Consider the following 17,348-nt stretch of genomic DNA (forward strand, 5'->3'; position numbering starts at 1 on the left):
GCCGAGGAGGTAGGCGGTGGCGACCACCGAGATCAGGGCCTGCTCGGCCCGGCGGCGGCGTTCGAGGAGCCAGTGCGGGAAGTAGCTGCCCTGCCTCAGCTTGGGGACGGCGAGCTCGACCGTGCCGGCGCGGGTGTCCCACTCGCGCGGGCGATAGCCGTTGCGGTGGTTGACTCGCTCGTCGCTGGCCTGCCCGTATTCGGCGTTGCAGAGGGTGTCGGCCTCCGCGGACATGAGCGCGTCGGCGAACGTCTTGACCATCGCGCGCAGCAGGTCCGGACTCGCCGAGGCGAGATTGTCTTCCGAGAGGGCGCGCAGGGGCAGACTGTCGGGTGCGGTCATCGTGCTGATCTCCTTCAAAGACTTGGTCGTCTTGAAAGATCAGCCGGTGGCCGTTCTCATATCCGGACATTCACTCCGACGCCGGGCCAAACGCCCGGATCAGGTGGGAGCCCGTACACCACTTCCCAGGACGCAACCCGGACGGTAGCCACCCACCCCGGTGAGCCACCGGTCAACCACCCAACGCAGGCGGGCTTAGCCGCGTCCGGGCGGCCCACCGAGGTGCCCGCCCAATAAGGCACCGGTCAACCGCGCAGTGCCAGGCGGAGCTTGGCCGCGTCCGCGCGGCCCGCCGCCGCGAACGGCGGCTACCCGCCCCGGTAAGGCACCGGTCAACCCCCCAATGCCAGCCGGGGCTTGGGCGCGTCCGTGCGGCCCGTCTGCGGGCGGCGGCTGCCTGCCCGGTAGGGCGCCGGCCAGACGGCGGACGGGCCCGTGTAGCCCTGCTCGGCGGCCGCGTGCAGGGTCCAGTGCGGGTCGTACAGGTGCGGGCGGGCCAGCGCGCACAGGTCCGTCCGCCCAGCCAGAATCAGGGAGTTGACGTCGTCCCAGGAGGAGATCGCGCCGACCGCGATCACCGGTACGCCCACCTCGTGGCGGATCCGGTCGGCGAACGGCGTCTGGTACGACCGTCCGAACTCGGGGCGTTCGTCGGCCACCACCTGCCCGGTCGACACGTCGATCGCGTCGGCGCCGTGCGCGGCGAAGGCACGGGCGATCTCCACGGCCTCGGCGGCGGTCGTACCGCCCTCGGCCCAGTCGGTGGCGGAGACGCGCACGGTCATCGGACGGTCCTCCGGCCACACTCCGCGGACGGCGTCGAAGACCTCCAGCGGGAAGCGCAGGCGCTTGTCCAGTGAGCCGCCGTAGGCGTCGGTGCGCCGGTTGGTCAGCGGGGAGAGGAAGCCGGAGAGCAGATAGCCGTGGGCGCAGTGCAGTTCGAGCAGGTCGAAGCCGGCCCGGGCGGCACGCCAGGCGGCGGCGGTGAACTGCTCACGGATGTCGGTGAGCTGGGCCCGGGTGAGCCGGCGCGGGATCTGGCCGTCCGGCCGGTAGGGCAGCGGGGAGGCGGCCACCAGCGGCCAGTTGCCCCGCGGCAGCGGCTCGTCCATGCCCTCCCACATCAGCCGGGTCGAGCCCTTGCGTCCGCTGTGGCCGAGCTGCACGCCGATCGCGGTGTCCGGGGCCTGCCGGTGCACGAAGTCGGTGATCCGCCGCCAGGCGTCGGCCTGCCGTCCGGTCCACAGGCCGGCGCAGCCCGGGGTGATCCGGCCCTCGGGGCTGACGCAGACCATCTCGGTCATCACCAGGCCCGCGCCGCCGAGGGCCCGGGCGCCCAGGTGGACGAGGTGGAAGTCGCCGGGAACGCCGTCGGTGGCCGAGTACATGTCCATGGGCGAGACGACGACCCGGTTGCGCAGGGTCAGTCCGCGCAGCCGGAACGGGGTGAACATCGGGGGTGTCCCGGGCGGGCAGCCGAACTCGCGCTCCACGGCGTCGGTGAAGCGGGGGTCGCGCAGCCGGAGGTTGCCGTGGGTGACGCGGCGGCTGCGGGTGAGCAGGTTGAAGGCGAACTGGCGGGGCGGCTGGCCGAGGTAGCGGTCCAGGTTCTCGAACCACTCCAGGCTGGCCCGGGCCGCGCGCTGGGTGGAGGCGACGACCGGTTTGCGCTCCTCCTCGTAGGCGGTGAGCGCTTCGGGCAGGGAGGGCTGTTCGTCCAGGCAGGCGGCGAGCGCGAGGGCGTCCTCGACGGCGAGCTTGGTGCCGGAGCCGATGGAGAAGTGGGCGGTGTGGGCGGCGTCGCCGAGCAGCACCAGGTTGCCGTGCGACCAGCGCTCGGTGACGACCGTGCGGAAAGTGGTCCACGCGGACTTGTTGGAGCGCAGCGGCCGCCCGCCGAGCGCGTCCGCGAAGATCTTGGCGCAGCGCTCGACGGACTCCTGCTCGTCCATGGTGTCGAAGCCGGCCGCGCGCCACACCTCCTCGCGCATCTCGACGATGACCGTCGAGGCGTCCGGCGCGTACGGATAGCCGTGCAGTTGCGCCACGCCGTGCTCGGTCTCGGCGATCTCGAAGCGGAAGGCATCGAGGGCGAAGTCGGTGGCCAGCCAGATGTAACGGCAGCGGTGGCCGGTCACCCGGGGCCGGAAGACGTGGGCGCAGGCCTCGCGGGTGGTGCTGTGCACGCCGTCGGCGGCGATGACCAGGTCGTACGTCCGCGACAGCCGCTCCGGGTGTGGCGCCTCGGTGCGGAAGCGCAGGTCGACGCCGAGCGCGCGGCAGCGTTCGTGCAGGATCCGCAGCAGGCGCCGTCTGCCGAGCGCGGCGAAGCCGTGGCCGCCGGAGGTGTGCCGGGTGCCCCGGTGCACGATGTCGATGTCGTCCCAGCGCACGAACTCCCGGCGCAGGGCCTCGTACACCACCGGGTCGGCGTGTTCGATGCCGCCGAGCGTCTCGTCGGAGAGCACGACGCCGAACCCGAAGGTGTCGTCGGGCGCGTTGCGCTCCCAGACGGTGATCTCACGGGCCGGGTCGAGCCGTTTCAGCAGGGCCGCGGCGTACAGGCCGCCGGGTCCGCCGCCGATGACCGCGACCCTCGTGGCACCGGTCACCCCCGGTCACCTCCCCCGCCACTTCGGGGGTCGCTTCTCGGTGAAGGCCGCGTGGAACTCGGCGTAGTCCTCGCCGTTCATCAGCAGGGCCTGGGTGGAGGCGTCCAGTTCGACCGCGGCGGACAGGGGCATGTCCAGTTCGGCGGTGAGCAGGGCCTTGGTCTGGGCGTGGGCGAGGGCGGGGCCGTCGGCCAGCCGGCGGGCCAGGGACCGCGCGGCCTCGTCGGCGCTGCCCTCGTCGGTGAGGTGGCTGATCAGGCCGATCCGCTCGGCCTCGGCCGCCCGCACCGGCTCGCCGAGCATCAGCAGCCGGGTGGCGTGCCCGAGCCCGACCACCCGGGGCAGCAGATAGGCGGCCCCCATGTCGCCGCCGGACAGGCCGACGCGGGTGAAGAGGAAGGCGAACCGGGCGGTGGGGTCCGCGACCCGGAAGTCCGCCGCCAGGGCCAGGACCGCTCCCGCCCCGGCCGCCACCCCGTGCACCGCCGCGATCACCGGGAACGGGCATTCCCGTACGGCCCGCACGACCTGTCCGGTCATCCGGTTGAAGTCGAGCAGCTCGGCCGTGTTCATGCTCAGGGTGGCGCCGATGATCTCGTCCACGTCGCCGCCGGAGCAGAAGCCGCGGCCCTCGCCGGCCAGTACCAGGGCGCGGACGGCCCGCTCGCGGGACAGTTCGGCGAGCAGGTCGCGCAGATCGGCGTAGGCGCCGAAGGTGAGCGCGTTGAGCTTGTCGGGGCGGGCGAGGGTGACCGTGGCGACACCGTCGGCGCGCTCGACGCTCAGATGGCGCCAGTGGGAGGTGCGGTCGGTGGAGCCGGTGAAGGGACTCATGACGTAGGGCCTCCTCGGGGGGACTGCCACGAACCGCTGCCGCGCCGGCCTCTGCCTCGACGGCTCTCCCCACCGAAGCTATCACTCATTCATGACTGTCGTCACGAGTACGCGATACAGTCGCGCCACTGTGACCGGTACCCGTCATTTGGTCACGGCTCGTCGATAGGGAGGTAACGACGGGAGCGGCCGTGGGAGGACGGCCGTCCCTCGGGGTAAGCCGACCGTGCCGGGCCCGGCGGCCCCGAGGACGAGGCCGCCGGAAGTCCCCGCGGACGGCCCCCGTACCATTCCCCTCGTTGAAAGCGGGACAACCTGGTGGTCATCACCGGGACGCCCCCCGCCACGAACGGACACACCTTGCACGAACCCCCTTCAGCCCCTGCCCACCCGTCGCCCGGCCATCGCCCCTCACGGAGGCACTTCGTGCCGCCCCTTCCGTCCTGGCGCGTCGCGCTGCCGCACTCGGCGGCCGCCGTGCCGGTGGCCCGCGCCCTGGTCCGTACGGCGCTGACCGAGCTGGAGCACACGGCCGACAGCGACACCGCGGAGCTGCTCACCGCGGAGCTCGTCGCGAACGCGGTGGAGCACACCACGGGCCGGGGTCCGATAGAGCTGGTGGTGGAGCTGCTGCCGACCGGCTGCCACGTCGAGGTGCACGACCCGGACCCGGACCCGCCCGGCGGGCTGACCCGGCCGGGCCTCACGGCCCCGGACCCCTGGCAGGAGCACGGGCGCGGCCTGTTGCTGATCCGCGCCCTCAGCTCCGCCTGCGGGCACCGCCCGACCGCGTCGGGCAAGGCGGTGTGGTTCAGGCTGTCCGTTCCGCCTCGGCTGCGCCCGGCGTGACCTCCGCGGCCCCGGCCCGCGCCGCCAGCCGGGAGTGCCGGCGTCCGTAGCCCACGTACACGAGCAGCCCGGCCACGAGGAAGCCGGCGAACTGGAGCCAGGTGGTCCAGCCGGTCTCGTACATCAGGTACAGGGAGCAGCCGACGCCGAGCACCGGCAGCACCGGGTAGAGCGGCACCCGGAAGGTGCGGGCGAGGCCCGGCTCGCGGCGGCGCAGCGTGATCACGGCGATGTTGACGACACCCATGATGGCGAGCGTGCCGATGGTGCACAGGTTGACCACGACGTCCAGCGACGCGAACGCCGCGGGGACCGCGAAGACCACGCCGACGATCAGGGTGCCGGCGACGGGCACCGAGGTGCGCGGCGAGACCTTCTGGAGGACGGGCGGCACGAGCCCGTCGCGGGACATCGACATCAGGATGCGGGACTGGGCGTACGTCACGGTCAGCACCACGGAGGCGATGGCGACGACCGCGCCGAAGGCGATGACGGCGCCGCCGACCGAGGAGCCGGTGACCGTGTTGACGACGTACGACAGCGCCGCGGGCCGGCCGCCGACCTGGTCGCCGCCGATGGCACCGGTCGCGGCGAGCGCGACCGCGCAGTACAGCAGGGTGACCAGGCCGATGCAGACGAGGATCGCGACCGGGATGTCCCGGCGCGGGTTCCTGGCCTCCTCGCCGGCGGTGGTGATCGCGTCGAAGCCGATGTAGGAGAAGAACGCGGCCGTGGTGCCCGCGCCGATGCCGCCGAGTCCGGCGGGCGAGAACGGGGTGAGGTTGCCGTGCTTGAAGGCGGAGAACCCGATGGCGCAGAAGGCGACGAGGATGACGAGCTTGAGCACGGCCATCGCGGCGGTCGCCCGGGCGCTCTCGCGCACTCCGCGCACCAGCAGCACGCAGGCCATGGCGATGACGAGGACGGCCGGCAGGTTGACGATCCCGCCGTCGCCGGGGCCGGCGGAGAGGGCGGCCGGGAGCTGCCATCCGGTGAGGCTGTGCAGCAGTTCGTTGACGTACTGGCTCCAGCCGACGGCGACCGCGGAGATGGAGATGCCGTACTCCAGCAGCAGGCACCAGCCGACCAGGAAGGCGGTGGTCTCGCCGAGGCCCGCGTACGCGAAGGAGTACGACGACCCGGAGACGGGGATCGCGCCGCCCAGCTCGGCGAAGGAGAAGGCGGTGAACACGCAGGTGATCGCGGCCAGGACGAAGGAGACGACGACGGCGGGACCGGCCTGGGCGACCGAGTCGGACAGGCCGACGAAGATGCCGGTGCCGACGATCGCGCCGATGCCGAAGCAGACGAGCTGGAACAGGCCCATCGTGCGCTTGAGGCCGTGGCCCGCGCGGTCGGCGCCGGACTCGGCGACGAGGAGGGCCGGGGACTTGATGCGGGGAGCGGACATGCGGGGGTGGTGCTCGTTTCTGGTGGTGCGGGGCGGCCTCGGGGATGCCCCCTGCCTGTGGGAGCTGGGGGGAGGTCGCGTTACGGCGGCGGAAGGGGTGGCTCCGGGCCGCGGGTCCTGTGGGCGGCCGGTCAGGCCAGGGTGGCGACCATGATCGCCTTGATGGTGTGCAGACGGTTCTCCGCCTCGTCGAAGACGACCGAGTGGGCCGACTCGAAGACCTCGTCGGTCACCTCCAGGAAGGTGCGGCCGTGTCGCTCGTGGATCCCGCGGCCGACCTCGGTGCCGAGGTCGTGGAAGGCCGGCAGGCAGTGCAGGAACTTCACGTCCGGGTTGCCGGTGGCGCGCAGCACGTCCATCGTCACGGCGTACGGGGCCAGGGCCTCGATCCGCTCGTCCCAGACCTCCTTGGGCTCCCCCATGGAGACCCAGACGTCGGTGGCGACGAAGTCGGCGCCGCGCACTCCCTCCTCCAGGGACTCGGTGAGGGTGATGCGCGCACCGCTGGAGGCGGCCAGCTCGCGGGCCCGGTCGACGATCCCCTGGGCGGGCCAGTGGCTCTTGGGGGCGACGAGCCGTACGTCCATGCCGAGCAGGGCGCCGGTGACCAGGTAGGAGTTGCCCATGTTGAAGCGGGCGTCGCCGAGGTAGGCGAAGGCGGTCTCGCGCAGCGGCTTGGCGCAGTGCTCGGTCATGGTGAGCACGTCGGCGAGCATCTGCGTGGGGTGCCAGTCGTCGGTGAGCCCGTTGTAGACGGGGACGCCGGCGTGCGCGGCGAGTTCCTCGACGGCGTCCTGGCTGTCGCCCCGGTACTCGATCGCGTCGAACATCCGGCCGAGGACTCGGGCGGTGTCCTTCACGGACTCCTTGTGCCCCATCTGCGACCCGGACGGATCGAGATACGTCGTCGAGGCGCCCTGGTCGGCGGCGGCGACCTCGAACGCGCAGCGGGTGCGCGTCGAGGTCTTCTCGAAGATCAGGGCGATGTTGCGGCCCCGCAGGTACGGCGTCTCGGTCCCGGCCCGCTTGGCGGCCTTCAGCTCGGCGGCCAGCCCGACCAGGCCGCGGAACTCCTCCTCGGTGAAGTCCAGCTCCTTGAGGAAGTGGCGGCCGGTGAAACCGGTCGGGACGTGCACCATCGGGGAGCTCCTGGGGACGGTGGGACGAGTGCGGACTATGGAAGTCTATACGATGTTCCACATTTATATACAGGACCTCGCCGGGGTCCGGGATGCGAACCGCCCGGGTCTGTTGAACTCTGGAAGTCGGGGCCCGTCTCGGCCTCCTGTGTCAGCTCAGCCGCCGGGACCCGCGCGGGCCTCCGCGTCGCCCGAGGATGCCCTGCGGGATTCTCTGCCCGATCGAGGTGGTACCCGTGGATCTCAGGATGTCGGTCGAAGACCGGGAAGAATTCCTTGCCGGCCTCCACGTGGGAATCCTGGGGGTGACCGATCCTCGGAACGGCGGTGGGCCGTTGCTGGTTCCGCTCTGGTACTCCTACCGCCCCGGCGGGCTGGTGGCGATCGAGACCGGGCGGCAGGCGCTGAAGGCCCGCCTCGTCCGCGACGCCGGGCGGTTCAGCCTCTGCGTGCAGGACGAATCGGCCCCGTACCGCTATGTGAGCGTGGAGGGGCCGGTGGTGGGCGTCGAGGATCCGGTGCCCCCGGCCGAGCACGAGGCGCTGGCCCACCGGTACCTGGACGCGGACGCCGCGACGGCGTACCTGGCGGCCAACCAGGAGCAACTGGCCGACGACATCCTCATCCGCATGCGGCCCGAGAGGTGGAGGACGGCCGACTTCTCCGCCTTCGCCGCGGAGTTCGACACCTAGTCCTCCGTGCGGCAGGTGCTCCACGTGCAGCACAGACGGGACATCCCATGGTCACTGACCCGATGACGCCTCCGGTGGCGCCGGCGTGGAACGCGGGCACGCTGTGGTACCCGCACGATCGCTGTCTGCACGAGCTGTTCGACTCCCGGGCCGCGCTGCGCCCCCGGGCGACCGCCTCCGTACAGCACGGCCGCAGCATGAGCTACGGCGAGCTGAAGGACCGCTCCGACGCGCTGGCCGCGCGGCTGCTCGGCTCCGGGGTGCGGCGCGGTGACGGGGTCGGTGTGTGCGGGAGCCGGTCCCTGGAAGCCCTGGTCGCCTTTCTGGGCATCCTCAAGACCGGTGCGGCGTACGTCCCGCTCGACGACGCCTCCCCACCCGGACGGCTCCAGGCGATGGCGGAGGACGCCGGGGTGCACACCGTGGTGACGCTGCCCGGCAGTGTCTGCCGCATCCGGCGGGTACGGACCCGCATCGCCCTGGACGGGTCGGCGCCGGCCGCGCCGGCCGCGCTCCCGCGGACCGGGGTACTGCCCGGGGACTGCGCCTACGTGATGTTCACCTCCGGCTCGACCGGCCGTCCCAAACCCGTGGCGGTCCCGCACTGCGGCGTGGTCCGGCTGGCCGCCTCCGATCTGGTGTGGCAGCGGCCGCGCCCCGGTGAGCGGGTGCTGCACGCCTACGGCCTCTCCTCGGACGCCTCCACGATCGAGATCTGGTCCACGCTGCTCGCCGGGGCCTGCGTGGTGATCGCCGATCAGGAGGAGTTGCTGTCACCGGCCGCCCTGGAGTCCCGGCTGCTGTCCGAGCGGGTCAGCATCGCCTACCTGACCACCGGGGTGTTCCACCACATCGGGCGCACCCGGCCGTCGGCACTGCGGTCCCTGCGGTTCGCCTCGGCCGGCGGCGAGGCGATGGACCCGGAGCTGGCCCGCGCGATCCTGGCGGCCTGCCCGGACACCACCGTGGTCAACTTCTACGGTCCGACCGAGAACAGCGTGGTCTCCACCGCGCACCTGGTGGACGGTCTGCCTCCCGAGGCGACGGCGGTGCCGATCGGCCGGCCGCTGGAGAACTCCACCTGCTACGTGCTGCGGGCGGACGGCACGCTCGCGGACGCCGGTGAGGAGGGCGAACTCCTCGTCGGCGGGGACGGGCTCGCGCTGGGGTACCTCGGCGACCCCGAGCTGACCGCCGAACGCTTCGTCGACAACCGCTTCGAGCCCGGCACGCGGCTCTACCGCACCGGTGACCGGGTGGTCCGGCGCGCGGACGGCGTACTGGAGTACCGGGCGCGGGTGGACCGTCAGATCAAGCTGCGCGGGCACCGCATCGAGCCGGACGAGGTGGAGGCGCGGCTGCGGGCGGACGACGCAGTCGGCGAGGCCGTCGTCGAACTGGAGGGCGACAGCCTGATCGGGTACGTGACACCGGCCCGGCCCGGCCGGACGCTGCCGCTGGACCGCATCCGCGGCGGGCTCACGGCATGGCTGCCCGCGGCCGCGGTGCCCGCGCGGCTGGTGGAGGTGGGGCGGTTCCCGGTGACCGCGGGGGGCAAGGTCGACCGCCGCAGGCTGCGCCTGCTGGCGGGCGCGGACGGGGCCACCGCCCCGGCGCCCGGCCACCGCCCCGTGCCGGGTCCTCAGGAGTCGGCGGCGCGCGTGTGGCAGGTGGTGCTGGGCGTGCACCCGGCGCCCGGGGACAGCTTCTTCGACATCGGCGGCGACTCCCTGCTGGCGGCCGAGACCGTCACGCGCACCCTGGCCGCCTTCGGCCTCGACGCCCGGCACGGCCGCACCCTGATCCACAGTCTGCTGCGCTCCCCCACCCTGGAGGACTTCGCGGCCGCCGTCACCGCCCTCACCTCCGTCGAGGGACGGCGGGCCGAGGCCGCCCCCGACGCCGGGGCCGTGGACTTCCGCGCCGAGGCGCGGCTGGGCTTCACCCTGCCGCCGCCGCGCGGTCCCGAGCCGGACTGGCGGCACCCCCGGGAGGTGCTGCTCACCGGCGCCTCCGGCTTCGTCGGCGCCTTCCTGCTGGACCGGCTGCTGCGTCGCACCGACGCCCGGGTGCACTGCCCGGTGCGCGGCCGCGACGCCGCGCACGCCCGGCAGAAGGTGATGCGGAACCTGGCCCGGTTCGGCCTCGCCACCACGGCCGCCGACCGCGTCGAGTGCTTCCCGGCGGACCTCGCCGAGCCCGGCCTCGGTCTGGAACCGGGCCGCGCCGAGGAACTGGCCGACGCCCTCGACCTGGTGATCCACGCCGCCGCACAGGTCAACTTCCTCTATCCGTACGAGGCGTTGCGCCGCGCCAACGTCGAGGGCACCCGACAGCTCGTAGGTCTGGCGGCCGAACGCGCCGTGCCCGTGCACTTCTTCTCCACCATCGCGGTGCTGGCCGGCTTCGGCACCGCCGGCGTACGGCACGTGGACGAGGACCTGCCGCTCGACCACGCCGACCAGCTCACCATGGGCTACGCCGAGAGCAAGTGGGTGGCCGAGGAGGTGCTGCGCGACGCCGCGTGCCAGGGCCTGCCGGTGGCGGTCCACCGGCCGTACGAGATCACCGGTGACCGGCGCACCGGCGCGTGCAACACCGACACCGCGATCTGCTCGCTGTTCAAGACGATCACCGAGACCGGGCTGGCCCCCGACATCCCGCTGCCGCTGGACTTCGTCCCGGTGGACTTCCTCACCGAGGCGGTGGTGCACATCGCCACCGCGCACCGCGCCGACCACCGGACCTACCACATGACCAACCCCCGCCCGGCGAGCCTGCGCGACATGCTCGACCGGATGGACGCGGGCGGCCACCGGATCCGGCGGCTCCCCTACGAGGAGTGGGTGGACGACCTCGTCCGCCATGTCGCGCGGCACCCCACGAGCCCCACCGCCCCGTTCGTCTCCCTGTGCGTGGATCGCTGCAAGCAGGCGGACATGTCCGTCAAGGAGATGTACTTCGAGGGCACCTTCCCGGCCGTGGGGCGGGCCAACGTCGAGCGTGACCTGGCCGGCACGGGGCTGCGCTGCCCGCCCGTCGACGCGGCACTGCTGGACCGCTACCTGGAGTACTTCTACGCCACCGGCTACATCGAGCGCCCCTAGCCGCACGTCTGCGGTCGAGCGCCCGTGGCCGACGCCACCTCAGCACAGGAGCGAGCATGACCCCATCCCCACCCGGCGCGCAGGCACCCGGCCCCGAGGCGGACGTCCTGGACTTCCCTCTCCCGCCGCCGGGCACCATGGGGCCGCCCGAGACGTGCGCGCGGCTGCGCGAGAGCCGTCCCGTGGCCAGGGTCGGGCTGCTGATGGACGCGACCGCCTGGTACGTCACCCGGTACGAGGACGTCCGGGCGCTGCTCGCCGACCCCCGGCTGATCAGGCCGACCATCAACGACTGGCCGCCCCGTCCCGGCCCGGCCGCCGACGAGGGACCCCGCCTGGTCACCATGGCGGAACTGGACGGCCCCCGGCACCTGGCGCTGCGCAGGTCCGTGGCCTCGGCGTTCAGCTCCGGAGCCGTCCGGGAGCGGCTGCCGCGCATCCGCGAACTCGCCGACCGGCTGCTGGAGGAGTTCGCGGAGGGCGGCCCTCCCGGAGACCTGGTGGCCGGGTTCACCGAGCCGTTCCCGCTGCTCGTGCTGTGCGACCTGGTGGGCATCCCCTCCGGGGACCGGGACTGGTTCCTGCCGGTCCTGGACTCGGCCCTCGACGGCATGGTGACCGCCGAGGAGGGGCGCAGGGTCACCGACCTGCTGCGCGCGTACGTGACCGAGCTGATCGCGCGGAAGCGGAGCCGGCCCGGCGACGACGTCCTGACCCTGCTGGTCCGCCAGTGCGAGGACGGGACGCTGACCGACGAGGAGGTGACGGCCTTCGGGCTGTCCATGCTCACGGTCGGCTTCGGCATCAGCGGCTTCTTCCTGGCCGACTCGGTGCACGCCCTGCTGCACCGGCCGGACCAGTGGGCCCGCCTGCGCGACCACCGCGACCTGATGCCGGGCGCGGTGGAGGAACTCCTGCGGTACATGCCGGTGATGAACGGCACCGTGCTGCTGCTGGCCACCGAGGACGTCGAGGTGGGCGGGCAGACCATCCGAGCCGGCGACGCCGTCATCCCGGTGCTGGCCTCCGCCAACCGCGACGGGAGCGTATTCGCCGACGCCGCCCGGCTCGACCTGTGTCGCGCGGACAACCCCCACCTCACCTTCGGCCGGGGGACCCACAACTGCGTCGGCGCGCACCTGGCTCGCGCCGAACTGACCGTCGGACTGGAGGCATTGCTCGACCGCTTCCCACAACTGCGTCCCGCCGAGGGGCAGGAACCCCTCTGGGACGACCAGTCCGTCACCAAGTCACCGCTGACCCTCCCGGTCGGCTGGTGATCCGACCCGCAGGCACCAGGGGAGGTCCACCCGTGGACACCACGCCGGAACCCGCCGTCGACGTGCCCGTCGTGCCCGACGTGCCCGTTATCGATCTGCCCCTCCCGCCGCCGGGCACCATGGGTCCGCCCGAGGAGTACGGCCGGCTGCGCCGGGAGTGCCCCCTGGCCAGGGTCAGGCTGCCGATCGGTGCCACCGCCTGGTACGCCACCCGCTACGACGACGTCAAGGAACTGATCGCCGACGCCCGGCTGATCAGGCCGAGCATCACCGACTGGCCGCCCCGCCCCGGCCATGTCCCCGGTGACGAACCGGGCCTGGTCACGATGATGGAACTGGAGGGCCCCCGGCACGCCGCCCTGCGCCGGGCCCTGAGCGAGCCGTTCAGCGTCCGGTCCGTGCGGAGCCGGTTGCCGCGCATCCGGCGGTCGGCCGACCGGCTGCTGGATCCGTTCGTCGGCAGCGACCAGCCCGGCGACCTGGTCGTCCGGTTCCTCGAGCCCTTCCCCGTCATGGTGATGTGCGATCTCGTCGGCATCCCCTACGAGGACAGCGACTACTTCCTGCCCAGGGCGGACGCCGCGCTCGGGGCCATCCTCACGCTGGAGGAGGGCCGCGAGGCCACCTCCCAACTGCGCGAGTACATCACCTCGTTGCTCGCCCGGAAGCGGCGCGAGCCCGGCGACGACATGCTCACCCGGCTCGTCGACGAGTGCGAGCGCGGCGCTCTGGACCACGAGAGCGCGGTGAACTTCGGGCTGTCCATGCTGGTCGCCGGCTACCGCACGAGCACCATGTTCCTGGCCGACGCCGTGCTGACCCTGCTGACCCTGCCCGGCGCGTACGCACGCCTGCGCGACCACCGCGACCTCATGCCGGGCGCGGTGGAGGAACTCCTGCGGTATGTCCCGGTGATGAACGGCGTCGTCGTCCTCCAGGCCGTCGAGGACGTCGAGTTGCACGGCCGGACCATCCGAGCCGGCGACGCCGTGCTGCCCGTGCTCGCCGCGGCCAACCGCGACGAGCACGTGTTCACCGACGCCGACCGGCTCGACCTGTGCCGCGCGGACAACCCCCATCTCACCTTCGGCCGAGGGGCGCACAACTGCATCGGCTCCCACCTGGCACGCGCCCAGATGACCGTGTGCCTGGAGGCCCTGTTCGACCGCCTCCCGAACCTGCGCCTGGCCGAGGGCCACCAACCCATCTGGGAGGACGAGTCACCGAGCAAGTCACCGCTCACCCTCCCGGTCCACTGGTGAGCGCCGCCAACTGATGAGCGGCTCCTTGCCGAAGTCACCCGCGGTCGGCCGGCTCAGGCCACCGGCTTGCCGTAGACGGCCATCTCGTAGATGGAGTACCCCCAGGTCGTGCGGCGCTTGACGCCCTGCATCCGGATGTAGGACACCGGCTCGTCGCCCGTCAGCCGGATGACGTCGGTTCCGCACTCGGCCGGGGCCATGGTCGCGGCGGTGGTCCAGTTGACACCGTCCGCGGAGGTCTCCAGCCGGTACCGCTCGGCGCACGCGGATTCCCAGGCGAGGGTCACGGCCGCGACCTTCGCGGGTGCGGCGAGCTTGATCTGCGCCCAGGCGTCGTCCTGGTAGCCGGAGGCCCAACGGGTGCCCATGTCACCATCGTTGATGTACCGGGCGGCCAGCCGGTCCAGGTCCTGCTCCACGCTGGACGCGGTCGCGGTGCCCGCCGGTGCCAGGTTCTCCGTGCCGCCCGCCACGTCCCACAGGCCGAGGCGCACATCGGCCTGGACGAGGAAGGCGTCCAGGACGCCGTCACCGATCTTCGGCTGGACGCTGCCCCAGGTGTTGCGGGCCGGTTCCACCCGTACGGCCGCCGCCTTGCGCTGGAGGTCGCGGGAGGTGGTGAGCAGTTGCTGCGCACGGTCCGCGTCGCCCGCCTGCCGGGCCGCGAGCGCGTCGGCCATGGCGACGGCCGCCCGCCCCCACTGCTCCGTCGCCTTCAGCCAGGGCTCCGCGTCGGCCACGAAGCCCGCCTGCACCGCTCCCCCGCGTATGACGGCGGGCGCGTCGGCGATGGCGGCGGCGTACTCGCGCAGCTCGGCCAGTGCCGCGGTGCGCCGGCCCGCGTCCCACTCCTGCCAGAACCGCTGGACTCGGGCGTCGAGCGCCGGGGCCTGCGGCTGCCACGGCCTCGCGCCGAAAGTGGGGGCGAGGTGGTTCAGATCGGCGAAGACGGCCAGTGCCCCGGTGGCCGCGCGGTCGCCCCCGGCGAGGTAGGACAGGGCGCGGGGCCAGTTCGACGCCGCGTCGTAGGCCCGGTCGTTCCAGGTGAAGTCGGCGGTTCCGAACACCGCGACCTTGCTGGCGTAGGGCTGGTTCATGGGGTTGGCGACAATGCCGCTGAGATGGTCGCCGAGCCCCGCCTCCCGCTTGTCGTAGGGCGCGAGCAGGAGCCGCCCCCGGGTGTTGCCGAAGTCGTTGACGGGATAGTTGTCCCAGACGAAGACCTTCCGGCCGAACAGCTTCGACACCGCGTCCGCCTGGCTGTTGGTGATGGAGGGCGGGACGACGTCGGTCCCGGTCCACATCACGACGACCTTCGGGTCCAGCGTGGCCCGCATGGTCTGCTTGTACGCGGTGTCGGTCAGGTCGCCGTACTCGGTGGGCACCATCTGAAGGGCCTGGGTGCCCTCGTGGGTGTCCACGAAGGTGCGCTGGACGTCGTTGAGGAGGTCCACCTGCGCCCTGGCGGCGGCTGCCTGGCCCGGTGCGCCGAACTTCTCCCGGTCGCCGTCGCAGTTCCACCGGGTGTAACTGATGTCGTCCAGCGGGATGGAGAAGGCCCGCCCGCCCAGGTCGTACACCGCCTGGAGCTTCGCCTTGAGCGCCGCGCGGTCCGCCGGGTCGGAGTAGCAGATGGACCCGCCCGGGGACACGGCGAAGGTGAACCGGACGTGGTTGGCGCTCGCGCGCCGCACCAGGGTCCCCAGCTCGGCGAGTTTGTCGGCCGGATACGCCTCGCGCCACTTGTCCCTGTGGTACGGGTCGTCCTTGGGTGCGTAGACGTAGGTGTTGGCCTTGACGTCGCCGTAGAAGTCCATCTGGTCCAGCCGCTCGGCGGCGGACCACGGCTCACCGTAGAAGCCTTCTATGGTGCCCCGCAGCGGCATCGACGGGTAGTCACTGACCTCCACGCCCGCGACACGCCAGCCGTCGTCGCTGCGGACGAACAGCTGCCGCAGGGTCTGCACGGCGTAGAACTGCCCGGCCGCGTCCGCGCCGCCGAGCGCAACCTGGCGCTGCGTCTCGCCCGTGCCGACCCGCAGCGCGTAGCCCTCCGCGTGCTGGGGGACGCGGGTGTCGCCGAGCGCCTTGGCGATGTCGGGTCTGGTGGCGGGACCGAGGCGTACGGTGAGCAGTCCCGCGGGGACGGCCCGGTCCGGGGTGACGACGTCGACGCGGTCGGCACCGTGGGCCCGCAGCTCGCGCACGAGACGGTCCCGGGCGGCGGTGTCCGTGCCGTCGTCGGCGACGACGACCACCCGCCCGGTGACGTTGGCGTCGGCCCCGGCACGGGAGAGGGACTGCGGGACGGGTGAGACGGCGGGCAGCCCCTGCCCCGGCGCGGGAGCGGGTTCGGCGTGGGCCTGCGGGACCAGTGCGAGGGTTCCGGCCGTCAGTCCGGCGGCCAGGAGGCAAGAAGTGAGCAGCGAACGGCGTTTCTTCATGGATGCGTCCAATTCCTCGGAGCGGAGCCACCGTTGGCGGCAGCCTTCGTCGGCGCCGCCGGTCCTGCCGGCGCGCCTGGGGACGGCCTTGCCGCACGGGTGGCCTGGACGGCGTTCCCGGTGGTGCTCAACAGCGCGGTGAGACAGGCGGGTTGACCGCCGGCCGCGCCGGCGCACGACAGATCGAGCCTCCTCACTCCTCTCCGGGGCAGCACTCACCGGAACCGCAGTGGACGATGACTTGCGGGCGTCACGCTCGCACAGGCAACCAGATGTTGTCTAGACCACTCGCACCGAGTCGTCCGCCGGAAGTGCCTTGCACCCCAGGTCGGAACCCCGATTCCAAGTACGCGCGGCGCGCTCCGCGGCGCGACGCGAGGGACAAGTCGGTGCGCTGGATTGATACATGCGGGTGTCCGTGTACGCGCCACGAGGGCGCCTACGGGCGTCCGGGCGGCGAAACCGGGGAGATCACCTTCATCCTCGGCACCAGCATCCCCAAAGGACCGTGGAAGGCGGACGTCACCCTGCGCAGCGGGCTCCTTGAGCACACCGCCACCGGGCGCCTCTCCTTCCCCGACGCAGGAGACGGGCGGCCGGTGCAGGCGATGATCGCCTCCGTCGGTTCCCACCGCGTGGTCTGGGCCGGGGGCGGCGCCGCCCTCGCGGCGCTCGGCCTGCGCAGACGCGGCCGGAACACCCCCTCCTGACCACATACGCCACAGCACCGACGGACATCCGTGCACACTCGTATCCTGCTCGCCACCGCCCTGCTCACGGCGGTCGTCCAGCCCACCCCGTCGCCCTCGGCCTCCGCGCCGACCACGTCCGTGGAGAGCCCCGGCGCGCCAAGCGCGACGGCGACGGGACCGGGATCCCCCGCCACGACCACCGCGCAGAGGTCGCCGGACGCGTCCCCGGCCTCGCCGGGGGCGAAGCCGCCCCCCACCCGTGCCCGGGCAGTCGCGGACCTGACGATCAGCGTGCCGGTCTCCGCCAACCTGGGCGCGGGCTCGCCCGGCAGCACGCACAGCGCGCAGCTGGGCACCGTCACCGTCACCGGCCACCAGGAGACCCAGTGGAGCGTCACCGTGACCGCCACGGCACTGACCACCACCGGCGGCACGATCCCCACCAGCGACATCGCGTACTGGTCGGGGCCCACCACCGGCGAATCGTCCCCTGGAACGTGCCGGCCCGGACAGAGCAGTGCCGGCAACCAGGTCACGCTGAGCGCGCCGCGCACGGCGTTCTCCTATTCCGGGCCGAACGGCAACGAGAGCTGCAGCTGGGACCCGACCGTGGTCATCACCGTGCCCGCCAACGCGGCCGTCGGCCAGTACACCGGCACCATCACCCACTCCGCCGCCTGACCA

At 72.7% G+C, this 17,348-nt stretch carries 13 protein-coding genes; 7 read left to right on the forward strand and 6 right to left on the reverse strand.

Features of this window, described 5'->3' with window-relative positions:
• The 3 genes from ACFY3J_RS16400 to ACFY3J_RS16410 all read right to left on the reverse strand — a co-directional run.
• The coding region (locus ACFY3J_RS16400) for a transposase (protein ID WP_390841083.1) at nucleotides 1-342 on the reverse strand (342 nt) is incomplete at its 3' end.
• 332 nt (nucleotides 343-674) lie between these two features.
• On the reverse strand, nucleotides 675-2,954 hold the full coding sequence (locus ACFY3J_RS16405) for a bifunctional salicylyl-CoA 5-hydroxylase/oxidoreductase (protein WP_390841084.1): 2,280 nt from the start codon (nucleotides 2,952-2,954) through the stop codon (nucleotides 675-677).
• A gap of 6 nt (nucleotides 2,955-2,960) precedes the next feature.
• Entirely contained in the window at nucleotides 2,961-3,788 is an 828-nt protein-coding gene (locus tag ACFY3J_RS16410) for an enoyl-CoA hydratase family protein (protein ID WP_384177212.1), read from the reverse strand.
• A 360-nt stretch (nucleotides 3,789-4,148) separates the two neighbouring features.
• Between ACFY3J_RS16410 and ACFY3J_RS16415 the strand changes: the two genes are divergently transcribed.
• Complete coding sequence (locus tag ACFY3J_RS16415; RefSeq protein ID WP_384177214.1) at nucleotides 4,149-4,637, forward strand: ATP-binding protein; 489 nt, start codon at nucleotides 4,149-4,151, stop codon at nucleotides 4,635-4,637.
• On the opposite strand, the gene ACFY3J_RS16420 is transcribed toward ACFY3J_RS16415, so the two are convergent.
• The gene (locus tag ACFY3J_RS16420) at nucleotides 4,600-6,048 is read right to left on the reverse strand and encodes an amino acid permease (protein ID WP_384177216.1); all 1,449 of its coding nucleotides are present in this window, start codon (nucleotides 6,046-6,048) and stop codon (nucleotides 4,600-4,602) included. The two genes, ACFY3J_RS16415 and ACFY3J_RS16420, sit on opposite strands and share 38 nt — an antisense overlap.
• Before the next feature lie 131 nt (nucleotides 6,049-6,179).
• Nucleotides 6,180-7,187: an ornithine carbamoyltransferase gene (argF, locus tag ACFY3J_RS16425; protein ID WP_390841085.1), complete on the reverse strand. Its 1,008-nt coding sequence runs from the start codon at nucleotides 7,185-7,187 to the stop codon at nucleotides 6,180-6,182.
• A gap of 305 nt (nucleotides 7,188-7,492) precedes the next feature.
• On the opposite strand from argF, the gene ACFY3J_RS16430 reads away from it, so the two are divergent.
• The 4 genes from ACFY3J_RS16430 to ACFY3J_RS16445 are packed head-to-tail and all read left to right on the forward strand — an operon-like array spanning nucleotide 7,493 to nucleotide 13,528.
• Nucleotides 7,493-7,879, forward strand: coding sequence for a pyridoxamine 5'-phosphate oxidase (locus ACFY3J_RS16430; RefSeq protein WP_384177220.1), 387 nt, complete (start codon nucleotides 7,493-7,495; stop codon nucleotides 7,877-7,879).
• A 47-nt stretch (nucleotides 7,880-7,926) separates the two neighbouring features.
• On the forward strand, nucleotides 7,927-10,986 hold the full coding sequence (locus ACFY3J_RS16435) for an amino acid adenylation domain-containing protein (protein WP_384177222.1): 3,060 nt from the start codon (nucleotides 7,927-7,929) through the stop codon (nucleotides 10,984-10,986).
• Between the two features lie 56 nt (nucleotides 10,987-11,042).
• Complete coding sequence (locus ACFY3J_RS16440; protein ID WP_384177224.1) at nucleotides 11,043-12,266, forward strand: cytochrome P450; 1,224 nt, start codon at nucleotides 11,043-11,045, stop codon at nucleotides 12,264-12,266.
• Between the two features lie 32 nt (nucleotides 12,267-12,298).
• Nucleotides 12,299-13,528 (forward strand): cytochrome P450, encoded by a 1,230-nt coding sequence (locus ACFY3J_RS16445; RefSeq protein WP_390841087.1) that lies wholly within the window; start codon nucleotides 12,299-12,301, stop codon nucleotides 13,526-13,528.
• Between the two features lie 53 nt (nucleotides 13,529-13,581).
• On the opposite strand, the gene ACFY3J_RS16450 is transcribed toward ACFY3J_RS16445, so the two are convergent.
• Nucleotides 13,582-15,972 (reverse strand): beta-N-acetylglucosaminidase domain-containing protein, encoded by a 2,391-nt coding sequence (locus ACFY3J_RS16450; RefSeq protein WP_390841088.1) that lies wholly within the window; start codon nucleotides 15,970-15,972, stop codon nucleotides 13,582-13,584.
• A gap of 389 nt (nucleotides 15,973-16,361) precedes the next feature.
• On the opposite strand from ACFY3J_RS16450, the gene ACFY3J_RS16455 reads away from it, so the two are divergent.
• Both ACFY3J_RS16455 and ACFY3J_RS16460 read left to right on the forward strand, forming a co-directional pair.
• On the forward strand, nucleotides 16,362-16,682 hold the full coding sequence (locus ACFY3J_RS16455) for a hypothetical protein (protein ID WP_390841089.1): 321 nt from the start codon (nucleotides 16,362-16,364) through the stop codon (nucleotides 16,680-16,682).
• Between the two features lie 30 nt (nucleotides 16,683-16,712).
• On the forward strand, nucleotides 16,713-17,345 hold the full coding sequence (locus tag ACFY3J_RS16460) for a hypothetical protein (protein WP_390841090.1): 633 nt from the start codon (nucleotides 16,713-16,715) through the stop codon (nucleotides 17,343-17,345).
• The last annotated feature ends 3 nt before the right edge of the window (nucleotides 17,346-17,348 follow it).

The organism is Streptomyces sp. NPDC001231 (assembly GCF_042896885.1).
Taxonomy (GTDB): domain Bacteria; phylum Actinomycetota; class Actinomycetes; order Streptomycetales; family Streptomycetaceae; genus Streptomyces.